Below are 17,906 nucleotides of genomic sequence, written 5' to 3' on the forward strand. Positions count from 1 at the left end.
TTGGCAACGACCCACCCCATCAGAAAATGGGTTACCGGACTCATAGGTATGCATTCCTTCCAATAAGCAAAAAGCCCTCGCGGATCGTACTGCGCCTGCGAAGGCGGTGCAACGCTCGTGCCAGAATTGGGCTAGAGGATGTACGAGCGCAGTGCTGTACGCGGGTAGAGAAGGCGAGTAAAACGAAGCGGAAAGATCGGGACTGTGCGGGCTTACAAAGTCAAATGTGTGAGTAATTCTGTTTCAAAAAGAAAAGGGTCACCTGCGATGGTGACCCTTTTTGTAGAAAATGAAAATTGGTTTGACTTAACTCTTTTTGGCCCGCGCACGGCGGCGCGTTGCGCCAGCTTTCCGTCGGCGGCGAGTTACACCGGTCGCGCGTCGGCCGCGCACTGTGCCAGTCTTCGGCCCACGGCGCGTTGCGCCCGTCGCACGTTTGGCCCGACGACGCCGGCGTCCTCCCTTTGCTACTGCCTTTGCAGGAGCTACCTTATAGCCAATTTTCGCCAGCGCCTTATTGAGAGTCGTGACAAGCTTCTTCTCGACCCTTTCCAGTCGCTTTCGCTCGCCAAGGACCGCTCCAACACTCTTCACCATATCTTCCAATCTGTGTCTTCGTGCCACGCCGACCTCCTTTGACTAAGGAACCAGAATGCAAATGTGAACAAAAGGATTGTTACAATTTGAATGGCACATTGTCAAGAAAATTTGCAGGTCCACCATAATTCGAAGGGACAAAGGCAGGCAAGTAAAAAGAAAAATCAGCGTTGTGCGGGCGCGGCCACGGGGCGATCGGTGACCTCATCGCGTGGCTTCCGCGAGAGTCGTGCAGCCAGGGCACCCTTTGCATCCATCCAGAGGGAAAAGAGGGTGGGGATGAGAATGAGCGTGAAGAGGCTGGAGACTATCAGTCCACCGAGCACTGCCGCCCCTAAGCCGCGGTACAATTCCGATCCCGATCCCCGCGCAAAGACCAAGGGGAGCATCCCGAAGACGGTGGTGGCCGTCGTCATGAAGATGGGACGGATCCGGGTTCGGACACTCTCGAGAATCGCCTCTTGAGAATGCGAACCCTCTCGCATGTGGTTCAAGGCCTGGTGAATGATGAGGATTGCGTTATTCACCACGATTCCGGCCAGGATGACAAATCCCAGCATGGTGATCACATCCATCTTGATGGTTGGCTCAAAGGCATGGGCGAGCCTGACCGCGAGGATCCCCCCCGTGGCCGCCAGCGGGACGGTGAACATGATAATGAGCGGGTAGCTCCACGATTCGAAAAGGGAACACATCAAGAGATAGATGACCACCAGCGCAAGGAGGAAGGACCATTTGATGGAGTTCCAGGCGATGCTGAGGTCCTGGGCCTGCCCGGCCACATCGATGGTCGTGCCCAGGGGGAGAGCCCTCCGCACAGGCTCCACGACCTGGTCCACCAACTGGACCGCCTTCTCCAGAGGGACTTCGCCCTTCACGTTGACCGTGACCTTAATCGCCCGGTCGCGGTCGATGTGTTCCACCTTGGTGGGACCCGTGTCCAACCGGACGGTCGCGATATCCGAAAGCTTCACCAGCCGACCGGTCGGAGCGAAGAAGACAATCTGCTCGAGGTCTTGCGTGCGCCGGAGGTATTGTGAAGATCCCTTGAGGATGATGTCCAGCTCCTTGCCCCGCTCCCGGAACTGCCCGGCCCCCGTCCCGTGCACCATGGTCTCCACGATGTATCCCACCTCCCCGGCGCTCAACCCAAGCTGTGAGGCCTTGGCACGGTCCACGCGGATCTGCAGTTCCGGATTCCCCGCTTCGAAGCTTGTGTTGACAAAGTTGACTTGGGGGAGCCGACTCAGATCACCCCGAAGCCGTTCACTGATGATGTGAACCTGCTCCAGGCTATCCCCCTTGACCTCCACTTCCAGGTTGGTGCCGCCGATAAAGGATCCTCGCCGCCGGAAGAGGGGGGACTGGGTGATGAAGATCCCCTCCGTTCCCGGGATCCCCTTGGACCGCCGCCGCATTTCGGTAATCACCCGGCGCATTCCGGACAGGGTATGATACTCGGGATGGACGATGGCCCCCATGATGGTGTTTTGCACTCGTGCCACGGCGAACATCCGGTGGATCTCGGGCAGATCAAAGCGGCGCTCGAGCTCTATCAGGATCTCCTCACGCTGACCGACGTTCATGCCTGGGGTGGTCCGAATGAGGACGAAGATCAAATTCCGGTTCCCCTGTGGGAGGTAGTCGATGGGAGGCATGAAGAGATAGCTGAGCGAGACCGCGGCAAGGATAATGGTCAGGGCAACCACGATTCGCCGCCCAAAGCCCTGCCGGAGCCAATTGAGCCACCCGACAAGGGCCTCGACGAAGACCCCACCGTACTCGTCCAGCCGCAGTCTGTCCAGGATCCTCCAGAAGGATCGGCGGGTAGGGTTGCGCGCCTCTGGGTTGAGAGCCAGCAGCCGGGCGCTGAGCATCGGCACCACGGTCACGGATACGATCAGCGAGAGAGCTACCGCGGTGGAGATGGCAATGGCGATGTCGCGGAAGAGCTGGCCGGCCTCTTCTTTGACAAAGATGATCGGGATGAAGACAAAGACCGTGGTGAGGGTAGAGGCCAGCACCGCCCCCCAGACCTCGACGGCACCATCCTGCGCGGCCTGTACCTTTCCCTTTCCCCTCTGGCGGTGCCGATATATGTTCTCGAGGACCACGATCGAGCTGTCCACCACCATTCCCGAGGCGAACGCCAGTCCGGCAAGCATGACGATATTCAAGGTCCGGCCCAGGGCATCCAGGACCACAAAGGTCGTCACGAGGGAGATGGGGATCGCGAAGGCGAGGATGAAGATACTGGAGGGACTCCGCAGGAAAAGCAGGAGGACCGCTACCGCCAGAAAGGCGCCGTAGAAGAGGTTGGTGGTCACCAGTTCCACCGAATCATAGATATAGTCGGTTTCGTCATAGACTTGGACCAGCTCGATATCCTTTCCCCGGTACAGATCGTTGAGATATCGGAGTTCATCCTTTACCCCCTCCATCACCTTGAGGGTGTTCGACCCGCTTCGACGGAGCACGCCGAAGCCGATGGTCGGCCGGTCCCAGACGCGGACCACCCGCTCCTTGTCCTCATAGCCGAACCGGACGTGGGCGATGTCCCGGATATAGACGGTGCCCCGGGCATCCTGCCGGATGACGACATGCGGGATCTGACGGATGTCGGTAAACTGGCCCAGGGTCCGGATCACGTAACGCCGCTTCCCCTCCTCGATCCTCCCGCCCTTGACGTTGCGGTTCTCCTCGAGCAGAGCATCCCGAACTTGCGCCACGGAGATCTCCCGGGCGCTCATGGCCTCTGGATCCAGGATCACATGAACCTCCCGGTCCTCCCCGCCGAACATCCAGACCGTGGCCACGCCTTCAATTCGCTCCATCCTGGGGCGGATGACGTCATCCGCCTCCTCCCACACCTCGTTGATGGGCCGGTCAGTCCTGATAATGACCCAGGCGATGGGGGTCACCTCGTCGGTATTGACCGCCCGGATCACGGACTCCTCCGCGTCCGGCGGGAGGTCCTTGACCAGTCCCAGCTTTTCCGAGACATCGAGGCGGGCCACATCCTTGTTGATCCCCCAGTCGAACTTCATAATGATCCGGCTATTGCCCTCGAAGGAGCTCGAGGTCATCTCGGAGAGGTTCTCCACCGAGTTAAGCTTCTTCTCGATCCGGTCGGTGATCTCCTGTTCCACCTCGAGTGGGGCCGCTCCCTTGTATTCGGTGCTCACGGTGATCTCGGGGCGATCGATGGTAGGGGTCATCTGCCAGGGGAGCCGGAGGAGAGCGATGCCGCCGAAGAGGATGCCCAGAAGCACCCCCACCAGGACGGTGACTGGATATTTGATACAGGCCTCGATCAGCTTCACCGGGTCTTTTCCCCCTTCCGACGGACCTCGACTTGTGCGCCATCCCGGAGAATTTCGTTCCCGGCCACCACCACCTCTTGCCCCGGCTTGAGGTCCCCTTTCACGACCTCGACCATCTCCTCACGGGCCTGGCCCGTCTCGATTCGCAGCAAATGGACCTGAGACGTGTCCAGGACGAAGACGACCAGGTCCTTTCCACGGAGCACCACCGCGTCCTTGGGGATGAAGAGGCCCCGGCGAGGCTTGCCGTACTGGATGCTCACCCGGGCAAACATTCCGGCTTTCAAAAGATGCTCCCGTGCGTTATCCACCCGGATCCTCACCGGGAAGTTCCGGCTGCTGAGGTCCGCCTGCGGAATGATGTAGGCGATCTGACCTTTGAAGGTCCGACCGGGATAGGTGTCCACGGTCACTGTGGCGATATCTCCCTTCCGGATCTTTCCGATGTCCCGTTCATTGATGGGGATCAGGACATAGACGGTATCGATGTCCACCAGGTCCGCCACCTTGCCCCCCTCGTCGACCCACTGGCCGAGCTCGATGTGCTTTTTTACAATGTAGCCGCTAAAGGGAGCGACGACGGTAGTCCGCCGGAGTTGATCGGCAATCTTCCGGAATGCCTCCTCGACGGATTCTTTGAGTGCTTTTGCAGCATCCGCGCTGGCCGCCGCCCGATCGAGCTCGGCCGCACTAATGGCTCCCTCGTCGAAGAGGGCCTGGAAGCGACGGCGGTCGTGCTCTGCCCTGGTGAAGAGGGCTTCCTTCTCCCGTAGGTTCGCCTTTGCTTCCTTGAGGGAGATCTCGAGATCGGTCCGGCGCAGCCGGGCGAGGACCTCCCCTTTTTCCAGGCGATCCCCTTCCCGGAGATCGAATCGGGCCACGGCCCCCTCCACCTCGGCACTCACCGTGGTGTACAGGTTGGCCTCCACCGTCCCGACCGCCCGAATCTCACGTTCGACAGTCCGCTCTACAACCGGCGCCACTTCCACCGGAACAGGCGGAGGTCCCTGGGCCAAGGCCCGAGTGAAGGTCGCCGTCAGGGTCACGACAACCGCGGCTCCCCACAGAAAATTCCGCTGTCTCACAGTGTTACCTCAGGTATGCAGAAGCCCAAGAACGTGTTGACTCAGGGTCTCCATGAGATCCTCCGAGGCTTTCTTTTGTCCGAGGACCTCGTCGATCACGTGCGCGCGGGTCAAATAATAGACGAGGATGGCGATCACGCTGAAGGTCGTCTGGGAAACGTGCAGCGACCGGAAGATCTTTCGGTCCACGCCTTCGCTGAGTACCCGGGAGATGCTCAGGAATATGCGACGGAAGTACTTCTGCGCGATGAGCTGTACCTCCCGCTCCCGACGCTCCACCGCCTGATGGAGCAGGTGGAACTCATTCGGCCTCTCCCGGTAGAACCGCAGGAATGCAACGATGATACTCTCCAATTGTTTGACAGGCGGCCCTCCGCCGTCCGCGACCCGCTCGACTTCATCGCACAGGGGAGCAACGGCCCCTCCGAGGAGACTCAGGTAGAGACCTCGCTTATCCTTAAAGTAGTAATAGAGAACCGGCTTGGTGACGCGGGCTTCGGCGACGATTTGCCGAATTGAGGTCCCGTCAAACCCGTACCGGGCAAATTGCCGCGTGGCGACCCGCTCGATGCGTTCCTTGGTGGTCATTTACCTACCGTTAGGTAAGCTCAAGCCGCTAAAAAAAACCCTCGCCGAGGGTATCTTTACCATAACAAAACTCGCTGCCGTCGTCAAATCCGATTACTTCTCCTTCTTTTTGACCACTCGCTTCTCGCTGATTTCCACCTGGACTCCGCACTCAGGGCACAGGTAATTTCCCTTCTTACTCTTTGGAGGATCCACCCCTCTGCTGCCACACGCATGGCAATGGTACGTGATGACCCTCTCCTTCTCCTCCACAAGCCCTCCCGCGGTGGGATTATGCCACTCCCCAGGTGGACCCAGTTCCCTGCACCGCGTTCCGAATCAGCTCGACCTTCGGCTCGGAACCCTGCGGGGGAAATTCTACCGCCACCACATCCACTCGGCAGGGAACCCGCAGCCGGCGCTCTCGCAAATAGGCCTCGGCAACGCGCAAGATCTGTCGCTGCTTTTTGGCATGAACCGCCTCCGCCGGCGCGCCAAATCGGGCAGAGCGCCGGGCCTTGACCTCCACAAAGACCAATATCTCCCCATCCTTGGCAATGAGATCAATCTCACCCAACGGACAGGCGAAGTTCTCCTCGACGATCCGAAATCCGAGCCCCTCCAGGAAACGTCGGGCAACTGCCTCCCCTTCCACCCCAACCATTCGGCGATCCACACTTACCTCCCCGGTGTGGCCACGGGCAGTGACATCTGCCGGAGTGGACTGAAGGTCTTTCGATGAATGGGGCTCGCGCCATGTTCAGCAATGAACCGAAGATGTGCAGCGGTACCGTATCCCTTGTGCTGATCAAAGCCGTAGGTTGGATACTTTTGGTGGTAGGTCGCCATGATCCGATCCCGGCTCACCTTGGCGACAATGGAGGCAGCACTGATCGAAGGACACTCGAGATCCCCTCCAGGAACGGGAAAGGCGGGAACGTTCACGTGGGGGACCGCCAGACCATCCACCAGGATCCCGTGGGGTGAGACCCGAAGATCCGCAACTGCCCGTTCCATGGCGAGCAGGGTAGCCTGCAGAATATTCCGTACCTCAATGGTGACAACCTCCACGATCCCCACGCCGACCGCTAGAGCCTCTTCCGCAATCCGTTTGTACAGCAATTCGCGGCGCTTCTGACTCAGTCGCTTGGAGTCGGTCACACCAGGGATTGGCCGGCCGCCCCTGAGGATGACCGCCGCCGCGACCACCGGCCCCGCCAACGCCCCGCGCCCGGCCTCGTCTACCCCCGCCAGCCGCCGGAACCCTTTTCGGCGGATCGCCGCCTCGATTCCCTTCATCCGTTTGCTGCTCAACCGCTCTCGACCCAGACCTCGCGACACGGGCTATCGATTGATTGCCCTAACTCATCTGGTCCGCTTCTCGCGAATGCGTGCGGCCTTCCCCCGCTTCTCTCGGAGGTAGTACAGCTTGGCCCGGCGCACGCGGCCGGCCCGAAGGCGCTCGATCCGTTCGACCATGGGGGAGTGCAGCAGAAACGTGCGTTCCACCCCGACCCCGTAGCTGACCTTCCGGACGGTAAAGGTAGACCCGAGGCCCGCCGCCCGCCGCCGGAGAATCACCCCCTCGAAGGCCTGGAGCCGCTCTTTCTCCCCCTCCCGAACCTTGACATAGACCCGGACGGTGTCCCCAGGTCCGAATTCCGGAATATCGGTGCGCAAGTGTGGGGCTTCTACCGACCTCATGTGGTGATCAATGTTCATGGCCTCCCCGTATGTTGGTCCTTTCGCTCTCTCCTTCCGCCCGGATCTCGGAAAGGAGCAATTGATCCTCGGCCGTCATTGGTGCACGGTCCAAGAGGTCCGGTCGACGGAGCAGGGTCCGGCGGACCGCTTCCCTCCGTCGCCAGCGTCGGATCTGTTCGTGGTCCCCCGAGAGCAGCACCTCAGGAACCTTGAGCCCCCGATACACGGCAGGCCGCGTATACTGGGGATAATCGAGCAGGCCCGTGGCAAAGGAATCTTGGTGCGCCGAATTCTCATCCCCCAATGCCCCCGGGATCAGCCGGACCACCGCGTCGATCACCACCAGGGCCGGCAGCTCCCCGCCGCTCAACACGTAGTCGCCGATGGAGACCTCGCGGTCTGCCAACGTCCGCAGCCGCTCGTCAAAGCCCTCGTAGCGGCCGCAGAGGAAGATGAGATGTCTTTCCTCCGCCAAGCGGCAGGCCATGGCGTGGTGAAACCGCTCCCCTTGGGGCGTGAGGAGGACCACCTGGCTTTCCGGCTCTCGCAGGGCATCCACGGCCTCGAAGAAGGGCTCCGGCTTCAGGACCATCCCAGCCCCGCCACCGTAAGGGACATCGTCCACCACCCGATGTCGGTCATGGGTCCAGTCCCTCAGGTCGCGAACCCGAATGTGTACAAGCCCCTTCTCCTGGACCCGGCCCAGGATACTTTCGTGGAGGGGCCCGGAGAAGATCCCTCGGAAGAGGGTAACGATATCATACCGTCTCAGCGTCAACCAACCCCTTGATCGGCCGAACGACCATCACCCGTCGTGCAAGGTCGACCCGGAGGATAAAGGCCCGGACGGCCGGAAGGAACCACTCTCCGCCATCCCGCCGGACCACATAGAGGTCGTAATCACCCGATGACCAGATGTCCACGATCTCGCCGAGGTCTTCCCCTGTTTCAGTTTGAACCTTGAGTCCAAGAATATCGTAATGATAATACGTCGCTTCCGGTAGTGCCGGCGCCGTGCCTCGCGGAATACAGATCTCGTAGCCCTTGAGGGCCTCGGCCGCGGTTCGACTGGTCACGCCCTGAAGGCTCACCACGAGCAGGTGTCGACGCGGGCTGATCTCCTCGAGGAGCACCTCCGATTCCCCCCCGGGCCCTCGAAGGATTACTGGTTTCCCCGGAGAGAGGAGGGCGGGCGTCTCAGTGAAAGGTTTGACCTTTACCGCCCCCCGAAGCCCCGAGGCCCCCAGCACCCATCCCAGAACCAGTAGCTCCTGAGACGCCACGGGATCCTACTCAACGATCTCCAATACCGCCCGTCGCCGAGATTTGGCCGCGATCGCATGAAGCAAGGTCCGCATAGCCCGGGCGGTCCGCCCCTGCTTCCCAATCACCCGCCCCAGATCCGTTTGGGCCACCTTGAGCCTCAGCGTCGTCGTCTTCTCGTCTTCGATCGCCTCCACACTCACCGCATCGGGGTTGTCCACGAGAACCCTTGCGAGATACTCCACCAGCTCCTTCAACACGTCCGCCTCCTCAGTGCCGTCGCATCTCTCGGCCGCAAGCCCTCAGGGAGGAGGCCCCTTGCTCCCGGGCTTCCGATCGATGAGACGCTGACCGTCAAGCGGTTTTCCGAGCCCTCCTGAGGGTGGCAAATTGCTGCATAACCCCAGCAGCCGAGAGGAGCTCCCGCACCGTCGCCGTAGGCTTGGCGCCCTTCTGAAGCCAGGAGAGGGCCTTCTCCTCGTCGAGGGTCAATGCCGCCGACTGCTGGAGGGGATCGTAGACCCCGATGCTTTCAATAACGCGACCGTCCCGGGGGGTCCGTGAATCCGCGACCACAATCCGGTACACCGGCCGCTTCTTCGCTCCGATCCGTTTTAGCCTGAGCCGTACCGCCATCCAACCACCTCCCCTTCAATCCACCTTTACCCCAGGGGAAAGATCCCCCGGGTTTTCCCCTTTTTCTCTCCCTGCACCACCTGTCGCATCACGCGCTGCATCTGCTGAAACTGTCGCAAGAGCTGGTTCACCTGGGTGACCGAGGTTCCTGATCCCTTGGCGATCCGCTGACGCCGACTCCCGTTCAGGATTCCCGGGTTCCGTCTTTCCTCCCTGGTCATCGAGTCCACAATAGCCTCCATCCGGGTGAGGCTCTTGCCCTCGACCTGCAGGCCGCCCATTCCCGCGGGCAGCCCCGGAAGCATCCCAACCAGGTCTTCGAACGATCCCATCCGTCGAAACTGCACGAGGTGTTCTCGAAAGTCCTCCAGGGTGTACATATCCCGTTGGATCTTCCGAGCCAGTTCCTCAGCCTGCGCCCGATCCACCACGGCTTCGGCTCGCTCTACCAGGGACAGCACATCGCCCATCCCGAGGATCCGCGATGCCGTTCGCTCCGGATGAAACGGCTCCAGTGCTTCGACTTTTTCTCCGACTCCGACGAACTTGATGGGGCGCCCCGTCACCGCCCGGATAGAGAGCGCCGCCCCTCCCCGGGCATCCCCATCCAGCTTGCTGAGGATGAAGCCGCTAAGCTCCAATGTGGCGTCAAACGTCTTGGCCACGCCCAGCGCATCCTGACCGGTCATGGCATCGAGCACCAAGAGGGTTTCCACCGGATGGACTGCCTGCTTGATGGCCTTGAGCTCTGCCATGAGGTCATCATCGATATGGAGCCTCCCCCCTGTGTCCAAGAAGACTGGCTCCAGGCCCTTTCCCCGGGCGTATCGGACCGCCTCCTGACAGATGTCTAGTGCCGAAGCGCGGGGATTCGAGAAAACCTCTATCCCGCTCTGCTCTCCGAGCACTGCAAGCTGTGTTGCCGCTGCAGGTCGACGCGTATCCGCCGCCACCAAGAGTGGAAGCCGACCTTCTTGCTTGAGACGCTTAGCCATCTTCGCCGCCGTGGTGGTCTTTCCGGATCCTTGAAGCCCGACCAACATGACCACCGACGGGGGAAGGGTTGCAAAGGCTAAGCCGCTTCCCTTGCCACCCAAGAGGAGCGTCAGCTCTTCAAAAACAATTTTGACGACCTGCTGCCCGGGCGTGAGGGACTGCAGGACCTCCCGGCCGATGGCCCGCTGCCGGACCCGGTCCAGAAAGTCCTTGACTACCCCATAGTGGACATCCGCCTCGAGGAGGGCCAGACGAATCTCCCGGAGGGCCACACCGATCTGCTCTTCGGTGAGTTTCCCGTGGCCCCGGAGCTTTTTAAAGATTCCCTGAAGCCGATCGGATAACCGGTGAAACATGAGCCTACCTTAGACAATAAATACGCGACGTTATACGTATTGTCAATAAAGAATTTGCGCGAGATAGGAGCTAACCGGCGAGGAGGAGGGTGATGTCCATTACATTGGTGAGGGTGGGCCCGGTCTTGATCAGATCCCCCAGGCCCTCGAAAAAATGATACGAATCGTTATCTTCCAAGGCACCACATGGGTCGAGCCCGGCCTGTTTCGCACGCGGACAGGTTTCACCATCCGCCACTGCCCCCGCTGCGTCGGTAGGCCCGTCGGTTCCATCGGTGCCTGCACTGAAAATGACCAGATCCTCTTCACCGGCGATGGCGGCCGCAACAGCCAGCGTCAGTTCCTGATTGCGGCCCCCTTTTCCCCGACCCCGGACCGTCACGGTGGTCTCTCCTCCCAGCAGCAGACAGGCCGGGGGCGGAACGGGGTGGCCGGACCGGCGCATCTCAAGGAGCAAGGCCGCTAACGTCTTTGCCACCTCCCGGCTCTCCCCCTGCAGTGCAGCCGTCAAGAGAAGGGCATGAAATCCTAGCGATGCCGCCCGATCTCGGCCCGCCAAGAGGGCTTGGAAATTATTCCCGACGATGAGATGGCGCACCTTTTCAAAACAGATAGCTCCGGGCTTGGGGGTCTCCGGAACTTCACCCTTTGCCCCGCTTTCCAGATATTGTCGAATGCTCGCGGGGATCCGGTCCTGGAGTCCGTAACGACGCAGGACCTCTAGGGTGTCTTTATACGTGGTGGGATCCGGGGCGGTGGGGCCGGAGGCGATGACATCCAGGCGATCGCCGATGACGTCAGAGAGCACCAGGGTCAGGCAGGAAGCTGGCTGGACCGCCCGTGCCAACTGCCCCCCCTTGACCCGAGAGCAGTGCTTTCTGACCGCGTTGATCTCCTCAATGGTCGCACCGCACCTGATGAGCTCCCGTGTGACAACCTGCTTCTCGGCCAAGTCCGTCCCCGCGACCGGAGCGGGCAGCAATGCCGAACCACCGCCGGAGATGAGGACAATCACCAGATCCTCGGGCCGGGTCTTCTCAAGCAGCGCGAGGATGGCGACTGTCGCTTGAACCCCTCGCGCATCGGGGACCGGATGAGAAGCCTCGTGGATTCGGATGCGCTGCAAGGGGAGGCCATGGCCGTCCTTCACCACAACGACCCCCGCGCTGATCCGATCCCCCAGCACTTCCTCCACGGCGGTCGCCATCATCCCGCTGGCCTTGCCTGCCCCCACAACATAGATCCTTCGCTCCCTGAGATCATATACTTCTCCGTCCGCCAGCAGTTTCTCTCCGTCACGCCGCAGATGTCGGTGGACCGCCGTCCGAGGGTTGACCGCATCCAGGGCCGCCTGGAAGACCTCCCCAGCCGCCTTCCGCAATTGTTCGGTCCCTTTCCTCCGCAAGTTCACTCCTCCTCCGCCAACAGAACCGTCTCGACCGGCGTGTAGATGGCCCCCGCCGGGTGAAGCCGGCTCTGCATGAGCTCGACCGACTCCACCTGCATCCGTCCCACTTCCCCGACATCGATCCTGCGGAGAGACTCCAGCAGGGGATCGAGCCGCCCGACATTTTTGACTCGACCCAGGGTGAGATGGGCTTGAAACGGCCGCGCCTCTCGGGGAAAGCCGAGTGGAACGAGCATCTCGTCGATTCGGACCCGAAGCCGTTCCACCTCTTCGGCGCCCTGCTGTACTCCAATCCAGATCACCCGCGGCCTCCTTTTCGGTGGGAAGGTCCCGAGACCGGCAAGCAAAAGGGTGAAAGGCCCGACGCCAGCGAGAGAGCGACGAAAGGCCTCCTGGAGTGCCGGTAGCTGTGCCTCTCCAACCTCTCCGAGAAACTTGAGGGTAAAGTGCAGGTTATCCGGCTTGACCCAGCTGACCGGCGCCGGCGTCGCCTTGAGTTGTCCCTGGATCTCTGCCAAGGGAGCCTTCAGGGAGGGATCCACATGGATGGCGATAAACAGTCGCATGCGCGTTCAGCATCGAGCGGTGCGTCCCGGTGCTTTTCAATCCTGCCCGCTGATTTTGAGCAAGTACCGACGGAGCATCTCCAGGGCCATTTGGGAAGCCCAAAGCTTGTTCCCCTCCCGATCGAACCGGAATCGGTGTTCACACCACTCTTCTCCCTGTGCGTCGGCCAGGGCGATGAAGGTGAGCCCCACCGGCTTTGTCTCGGTGCCCCCGCCGGGACCGGCAATCCCGGTCACTCCCACCCCGAGATCGGTCCCCGCAACCCGGCGTACACCTGCCGCCATAGCGACCGCCACCTCCGGACTCACCGCCCCGTGGCGCTCGATCATGGAGAAGGGAACCCCCAAGAGATCCTTCTTGGCCCGATTGCTGTACGAGACGATCCCCCGCTTGAAATAGTCGGAGCTGCTGGGGACATTGGTGATCCGATGGCAGATGAGACCGCCGGTGCAGGATTCGGCTATGGCCACGGTCTTTCCTGCACGGCGGAGAAGCCACCCTATTGCTTCCTCAAGGCGTTCCTCATCGACCCCGAAGACCGCCTCCCCCAGCAGGTTCCGAAGTTTTTCCTCCCAGAGCTGAAGCTGGGACTCGACCTCTTCCCCCCTTCCAGCAGCTGTCACCCGGACATGGACCTCCCCTGGGCGAGCGAGGAGGCTCACGGGAGGATGGTCGCCGTGGAGCAGTTCTTTCATTCGCTCCTCCACCTGCGACTCGAACAACCCGCAGACCTTGACTGTCCGGGCCCGGATCCGCTGTCCGTTTCCGGCCTTTCGTAAAAGGACCGGCAGAACCTGTTCGACAAAGAGTGGATGCATCTCTCGCGGCGGGCCTGGCAGGGCAACGAGGAGGCGCTCACCTTCCTCCCAGAGAAGGCCCGGGGCTGTCCCGTGCCGGTTCTCGAGGACCACAAACCCCTCCGGGACCCAGGCCTGACGTTTTGCAGCCTCCGGCATAGCAACAGCGCGGCGGGCAAACCGCTCTTCGATACCCTTCAATGTCTCACTGTGGAGGACCAGTCGCCTTCCGCTCACGTCCGCCAGGGCGTCCCGGGTCCGATCATCCTCGGTCGGGCCCAGCCCGCCGGTGACAACTACTACGTCCGCCCGATCCAGGGCCTGCCGGAGCACCAGATGGATTCGCCGGCGGTCGTCTCCGACCACCGTGCGGTACGATACCTCAATCCCGACCCCTTGCAGCTGCTCCACGAGATACAGACTATTGGTATCGGCTGAAGCCGCTTGAAGGAGCTCGGTCCCGATGCTCACGATCTCTGCATTTGGTGCTTTCATGACAACAGGAGCCACACCCGAACCAACAGGTTGGTATACAGGCCGGCGATCAGGTCATCCCCGACGATGCCGAATCCTCCTGGAAGACGTTCCGCCTGGCGAGCGGGGAAGGGCTTGATCACATCGAAGAGTCGAAAGATCACGAAGGCGACTACCCGTTCCTGGACCTGGGGCGGCAGGAGCAGCGTAGCCACCGCAATGCCGGCAATCTCATCGATCACGATGACGGGTGGGTCTTGGCCCCCGATGACCCTTGCCGCCCGGTCGGCAACTACAATCCCCACCCCGATGAGGAAAAGAGTCACCAAGACCTGCACGGTCCCGGGTTTCAAGGGCCACAGGAGCAAGAGTCCGAGGAGGCTCCCGAGCGTTCCGGGGGCTGGAGGAAGGTAGCCGACATACACCCCCGTTGCGATCGCCACAACGAGCCTGTCTGAAAGAGTCTGTTTCCGCTGGGCGTCAACCACCTGGGGAAGCGCTCACCGATCCGCGATTGGCCGTGAGAGGTGCCTCCCTCTGCCTACTCATCCGGCTTCCCATCAACACTCTCGGCATGTCGTAAGAGTAGACGCTCACTCGCCACCTGTCAACCGGGAGAGGCACACCTGGTTGCGTCCGGCATCCTTGGCCTCATAGAGGGCGCGATCCGCGTCCCGAACCAAATCCTCGGCCCTGGCCATTTCCGCTGTGAGGGGCGCCACTCCGAGACTTATGGTCAATTGGCTTTCAGGCCACTCTTGCTCCGCTGCCGCCGCTCGGAGACGTTCCGCCTGAATTGAGCCCTGGGGGAGGTCGGTTTCCGGAAGGATGATGGCAAATTCTTCTCCGCCATACCGGGCTACCATGTCCACCCCTCGGGAATTTTTCCGGAGAATCTGGGCCAGGCAGCGCAAGGCCTCATCGCCAGACAGGTGTCCGAAGCGGTCATTGAACTGCTTAAAGTGATCGATGTCGAGCATGATCAGGGAGAGCGAGCGGCCATACCGACGCGCCCGCTTGAGCTCTGTCTCGAGAAGATGATAGAAGTACCGGTGGTTGTACAGCCCGGTCAACGGGTCAGTGTTGGCCAGACGTGTCGTCTCCGCAAATAGCCGAGCATTCTCGATGGCAATGGCCGCCTGGTTGGTAAAGTAGGAAAGCAGCTGCATATCCTCCTCGGCAAAACGACGGGGTTCATTGTAGTGGACCCACAACACCCCCCGGACCCGCTCCCGCACCCGCAGTGGCAAACAGACGGCGGCGCGCCGCCCGAGTTCCAGCAGCCGGGGATTGACGGTCCCAGGAGGGGCCGCAGAAAAATCAGGAAGGATCACTGGCCGTCCGGTCTCCCAGACCCGGCGCGAGCCGCCGTCCTTCCGCACCTCAATCCCCCCCACCTCCCAGTCGGTCACATGAGAGACCTCGCCTAAGTCATCAAGGAGGATGATAGTGCTCGAGGCGGCGTCGGCGGAGGCTGCTGCACCTCGCGCGATCTTCTGGAGGGTTTCGTCTAAGTCGAGCGAACCACTCACCTGTATGGCGGCCTCGTATAACTCTGCCACGGTGGACGCGTACCGTTGGATCTGCTGATAGGCCCTGGCGTTTCCAATCGCGATGGCCGCCTGGCTGGCAAAGGTCCCCATCAACGCCCGCTCATCGTGACTGAAAAGACGACGATGGTGAGTGAAGACAGAGAGGACCCCCAAGACCCGATCTTCGGTGATCAGGGGAATCCCCGCGAAGGAGACGATGCCCGCCTCCTCCAGGAACCGCTTGTTAAACCAGCGTGACTCCTGTCTGATATCGGCGATGTAGTGCGGCTCCCGGCGCTCCATGATCTCTCCGATGACCCCTTTACCGTACGGGATCCGGTCCACCATCAATCGGAAATCGTGCAGGCCGTGACTTGCTTGGACCAGCAGTTCGTGGGTCTCCTCGTCTGTCACCCAGAGCCCGACGCAAGGGACCTCGAGAAATTCCGCCGCCGCTTCCACCGCAAAGTTAAAAACCTCCTGGAGGTTCAAGGAGGCGGTCATCATCTTCGTCAGGTGGATCAGGGTTTGGAGCTTACTGGCCCGATCCCGGGCCTCCTGAAAGAGGGGGCCTTGCTCCATGGCGAGGGCCGCCTGGTTCGCCAGGGTCTGACACAACTCAATCTCTCCCCGGGTGAAGTTTCGAATAGCGCGTCGACTGTTCAGGCTCACCGCCCCGATGCATTGATCCTGCGTCAGGAGGGGAATCACCAAAATCGATTGAATCGAGTGGGAGACGAGGAGGTCCCGGACAGTGGACAGTACCGGTTCCTTCGCCACGTTCGGGACGACCAGGGGTTGCTGAGTCTCGAGGACGTGACGGATCTCCGGGTACCGGTCTAGAGAGAGATTGCCCCCTTCAGTCCACGGGTTCTCCTTGAACCGGTCATACGCTAAGACAAGGGTGGCGGTCGGCTCTCCCGGAGTGCCAACGGTGATGGCAACCCGGTCCACCTGCATCGTCTCGAAGAACCGTTTCACAATGTCCCGCATGACCTCGCTTGCGGCAGGGGGGACCGTTGCCGAGGGTCTCGCCTGGGGGGAGGGTTGGATTTGTCTGACCTGCTCCGCCAGCACCTCTTGGGTTGCCCGGCGGTTCCGGAGGTGGGTACGGATCCTGGCAACCAGCTCCTCTTTACTGAAGGGCTTCGTTATATAGTCGTCGGCCCCGATTTCTAATCCCAAGACTTTGTCCTCGACGCTGTCCTTGGCCGTAAGAAAAATCACAGGGATATGTCGGAGCCCCGGATCCGCTTTGATCTCGCGGCACACGGCGATCCCATCCACCCCAGGGATCGCGACATCCAGGACCACGAGGCTGATAGGACGCGTCCTGATCAGCTCGAGGGCGGCCAGCCCTGACGTGGCCGTGAGCACCCTGTATTCTTGGTGCTCCAGCACGGTCTGGAGCATTCGGAGGATCTCCAGATCGACGTCCACGATGAGAATGGTGGGACTGTCCCGACCTTCCCGTCGAACATCGGAAACGTTGAGGGGTCCTTTGTCGGGCTCAATCGGCCTCATGGTGGAGAGTGGCACCTCGCCTTGGTTATTGGGCAAAACCTGGTCGCCGTGCATTCAAGTACTTATCGCAACAATGGGGAGGGACATGGCCAGCTGATTCGACAATTCTCGCAAGGTACATGCCCGTATACCCTAACGGCTAGGGTTTTCGGTACCGCCAATCAGCTGGAGGAGATGTCCCGGAGATACCCCCTGTCGAAGCCTTAGTGGGGATAGAGGTCCTCTGCGCGAAGGATCTTCACCCCGGGCGGCGGGACAAAGGAGAAGAGATCGGCGGGAAGACCACTATTGATCTGCAGATGAGAAAAACGCATAACCGTCCGATTCTCATACGGATCGAGCAAGGTCAGGGACCGGATGTATAGCGTCGTCGCCTCCACCTCCATTTCCATCTCGCGGAGGAGAGTATCCGGGCGGCGCGGCCTCAGCACGAGGCGATAGGAATCACCCTGGTCCCTCACTTCTCGCAGGACGAACTGATCGTCCAATTTCCCCACCCCCATCAGGAAGTCGAATGGGAGGGAAGTCACTGCCGCTTTGAGATCCTGAACGATGACCTGTCGATCCGCGGGGGTGTAAACCCAGAAAGTGGACCCGTCGGTCACCAAAAGGCGCCGCTCTGGCCGTTCATACTCCCAACGCATCATCCCGGGGCGTTTCAAGGAGAAAGCCCCCCAGGCCTCTTCCACTTGCCCGATCGCCAACTCGACCCGCTGGTGAAACTGCCCCGTCATATCCGTGGTCTTCTCGTAAAAATCCTGGACCCGGTCGACCACGCCCTGCGCCTGAGAGGCGGGCAGGACGCCAAGGAGACTCAGGGCAATGAATCCTGCGCTGATCCTCACGCCGACCGTCCCCCTCCACCGTCTCCCCGCGCTCACCACCCGCCCCTCGGGGGTCAGCCCCCGGGTGACTGGTCCCGTGGTCACTCCTGAGACTAGTGCCGCACCAACTATTTCCCGCTAACAATCCCCCCTTGGTGCGTCACTTCCGCTAGGGGGGCAGGCCCCCCTTCGGCGCTCGACTTTAGCCTCGCTGAGCACCCCCCAAGCGTAGGGGAGTCTCTCCCCTACAACC

19 protein-coding genes are annotated in these 17,906 nt (G+C 61.1%); all 19 read right to left on the minus strand.

The window, feature by feature from the left end; translation table 11 throughout:
- Nucleotides 1-306 precede the first annotated feature (306 nt).
- Nucleotides 307-624 carry a hypothetical protein gene (locus tag O6929_12390; protein MCZ6481180.1) on the minus strand — a complete coding sequence of 106 codons (318 nt, stop codon included), beginning with the start codon at nt 622-624 and terminating at the stop codon, nt 307-309.
- Between the two features lie 137 nt (nt 625-761).
- Nucleotides 762-3,920, minus strand: a complete 3,159-nt coding sequence (locus O6929_12395) for an efflux RND transporter permease subunit (GenBank protein MCZ6481181.1) — start codon at nt 3,918-3,920, stop codon at nt 762-764.
- Nucleotides 3,917-5,005, minus strand: a complete 1,089-nt coding sequence (locus tag O6929_12400) for an efflux RND transporter periplasmic adaptor subunit (GenBank protein MCZ6481182.1) — start codon at nt 5,003-5,005, stop codon at nt 3,917-3,919. Before O6929_12400 ends, O6929_12395 begins: the two co-directional genes overlap by 4 nt.
- 9 nt (nt 5,006-5,014) lie before the next feature.
- Nucleotides 5,015-5,593, minus strand: a complete 579-nt coding sequence (locus tag O6929_12405) for a TetR/AcrR family transcriptional regulator (protein MCZ6481183.1) — start codon at nt 5,591-5,593, stop codon at nt 5,015-5,017.
- A gap of 93 nt (nt 5,594-5,686) precedes the next feature.
- Complete coding sequence (locus O6929_12410) at nt 5,687-5,845, minus strand: hypothetical protein (GenBank protein ID MCZ6481184.1); 159 nt, start codon at nt 5,843-5,845, stop codon at nt 5,687-5,689.
- Between the two features lie 19 nt (nt 5,846-5,864).
- Nucleotides 5,865-6,248: a YraN family protein gene (locus tag O6929_12415; protein MCZ6481185.1), complete on the minus strand. Its 384-nt coding sequence runs from the start codon at nt 6,246-6,248 to the stop codon at nt 5,865-5,867.
- A gap of 2 nt (nt 6,249-6,250) precedes the next feature.
- Nucleotides 6,251-6,871, minus strand: a complete 621-nt coding sequence (locus tag O6929_12420) for a ribonuclease HII (GenBank protein MCZ6481186.1) — start codon at nt 6,869-6,871, stop codon at nt 6,251-6,253.
- 66 nt (nt 6,872-6,937) lie between these two features.
- Nucleotides 6,938-7,276 (minus strand): 50S ribosomal protein L19, encoded by a 339-nt coding sequence (rplS, locus tag O6929_12425; GenBank protein MCZ6481187.1) that lies wholly within the window; start codon nt 7,274-7,276, stop codon nt 6,938-6,940.
- Nucleotides 7,277-7,283: 7 nt separating this feature from the next.
- Entirely contained in the window at nt 7,284-8,048 is a 765-nt protein-coding gene (gene trmD / locus O6929_12430) for a tRNA (guanosine(37)-N1)-methyltransferase TrmD (protein MCZ6481188.1), read from the minus strand.
- Nucleotides 8,035-8,559, minus strand: coding sequence for a ribosome maturation factor RimM (rimM, locus tag O6929_12435; protein ID MCZ6481189.1), 525 nt, complete (start codon nt 8,557-8,559; stop codon nt 8,035-8,037). Before rimM ends, trmD begins: the two co-directional genes overlap by 14 nt.
- A 6-nt stretch (nt 8,560-8,565) precedes the next feature.
- The gene (locus tag O6929_12440; GenBank protein MCZ6481190.1) at nt 8,566-8,799 is read right to left on the minus strand and encodes a KH domain-containing protein; all 234 of its coding nucleotides are present in this window, start codon (nt 8,797-8,799) and stop codon (nt 8,566-8,568) included.
- A 94-nt stretch (nt 8,800-8,893) separates the two neighbouring features.
- On the minus strand, nt 8,894-9,175 hold the full coding sequence (gene rpsP / locus O6929_12445; GenBank protein MCZ6481191.1) for a 30S ribosomal protein S16: 282 nt from the start codon (nt 9,173-9,175) through the stop codon (nt 8,894-8,896).
- Between the two features lie 26 nt (nt 9,176-9,201).
- Entirely contained in the window at nt 9,202-10,527 is a 1,326-nt protein-coding gene (ffh, locus tag O6929_12450; protein MCZ6481192.1) for a signal recognition particle protein, read from the minus strand.
- A gap of 70 nt (nt 10,528-10,597) precedes the next feature.
- Nucleotides 10,598-11,932 (minus strand): glycerate kinase, encoded by a 1,335-nt coding sequence (locus O6929_12455; protein MCZ6481193.1) that lies wholly within the window; start codon nt 11,930-11,932, stop codon nt 10,598-10,600.
- Between the two features lie 2 nt (nt 11,933-11,934).
- Nucleotides 11,935-12,501, minus strand: coding sequence for an RNA 2',3'-cyclic phosphodiesterase (gene thpR, locus O6929_12460; GenBank protein MCZ6481194.1), 567 nt, complete (start codon nt 12,499-12,501; stop codon nt 11,935-11,937).
- Nucleotides 12,502-12,537: 36 nt separating this feature from the next.
- Entirely contained in the window at nt 12,538-13,794 is a 1,257-nt protein-coding gene (locus O6929_12465; GenBank protein ID MCZ6481195.1) for a competence/damage-inducible protein A, read from the minus strand.
- Entirely contained in the window at nt 13,791-14,216 is a 426-nt protein-coding gene (locus O6929_12470) for a phosphatidylglycerophosphatase A (GenBank protein ID MCZ6481196.1), read from the minus strand. Before O6929_12470 ends, O6929_12465 begins: the two co-directional genes overlap by 4 nt.
- Before the next feature lie 150 nt (nt 14,217-14,366).
- On the minus strand, nt 14,367-16,829 hold the full coding sequence (locus tag O6929_12475) for a diguanylate cyclase (GenBank protein MCZ6481197.1): 2,463 nt from the start codon (nt 16,827-16,829) through the stop codon (nt 14,367-14,369).
- 203 nt (nt 16,830-17,032) lie between these two features.
- A complete protein-coding gene (gene lolA, locus O6929_12480; GenBank protein ID MCZ6481198.1) occupies nt 17,033-17,758 on the minus strand; it encodes an outer membrane lipoprotein chaperone LolA in 726 nt (241 codons plus the stop codon).
- Between the last annotated feature and the right edge of the window lie 148 nt (nt 17,759-17,906).

This window comes from Candidatus Methylomirabilota bacterium (assembly GCA_027293415.1).
GTDB lineage: Bacteria > Methylomirabilota > Methylomirabilia > Methylomirabilales > CSP1-5 > CSP1-5.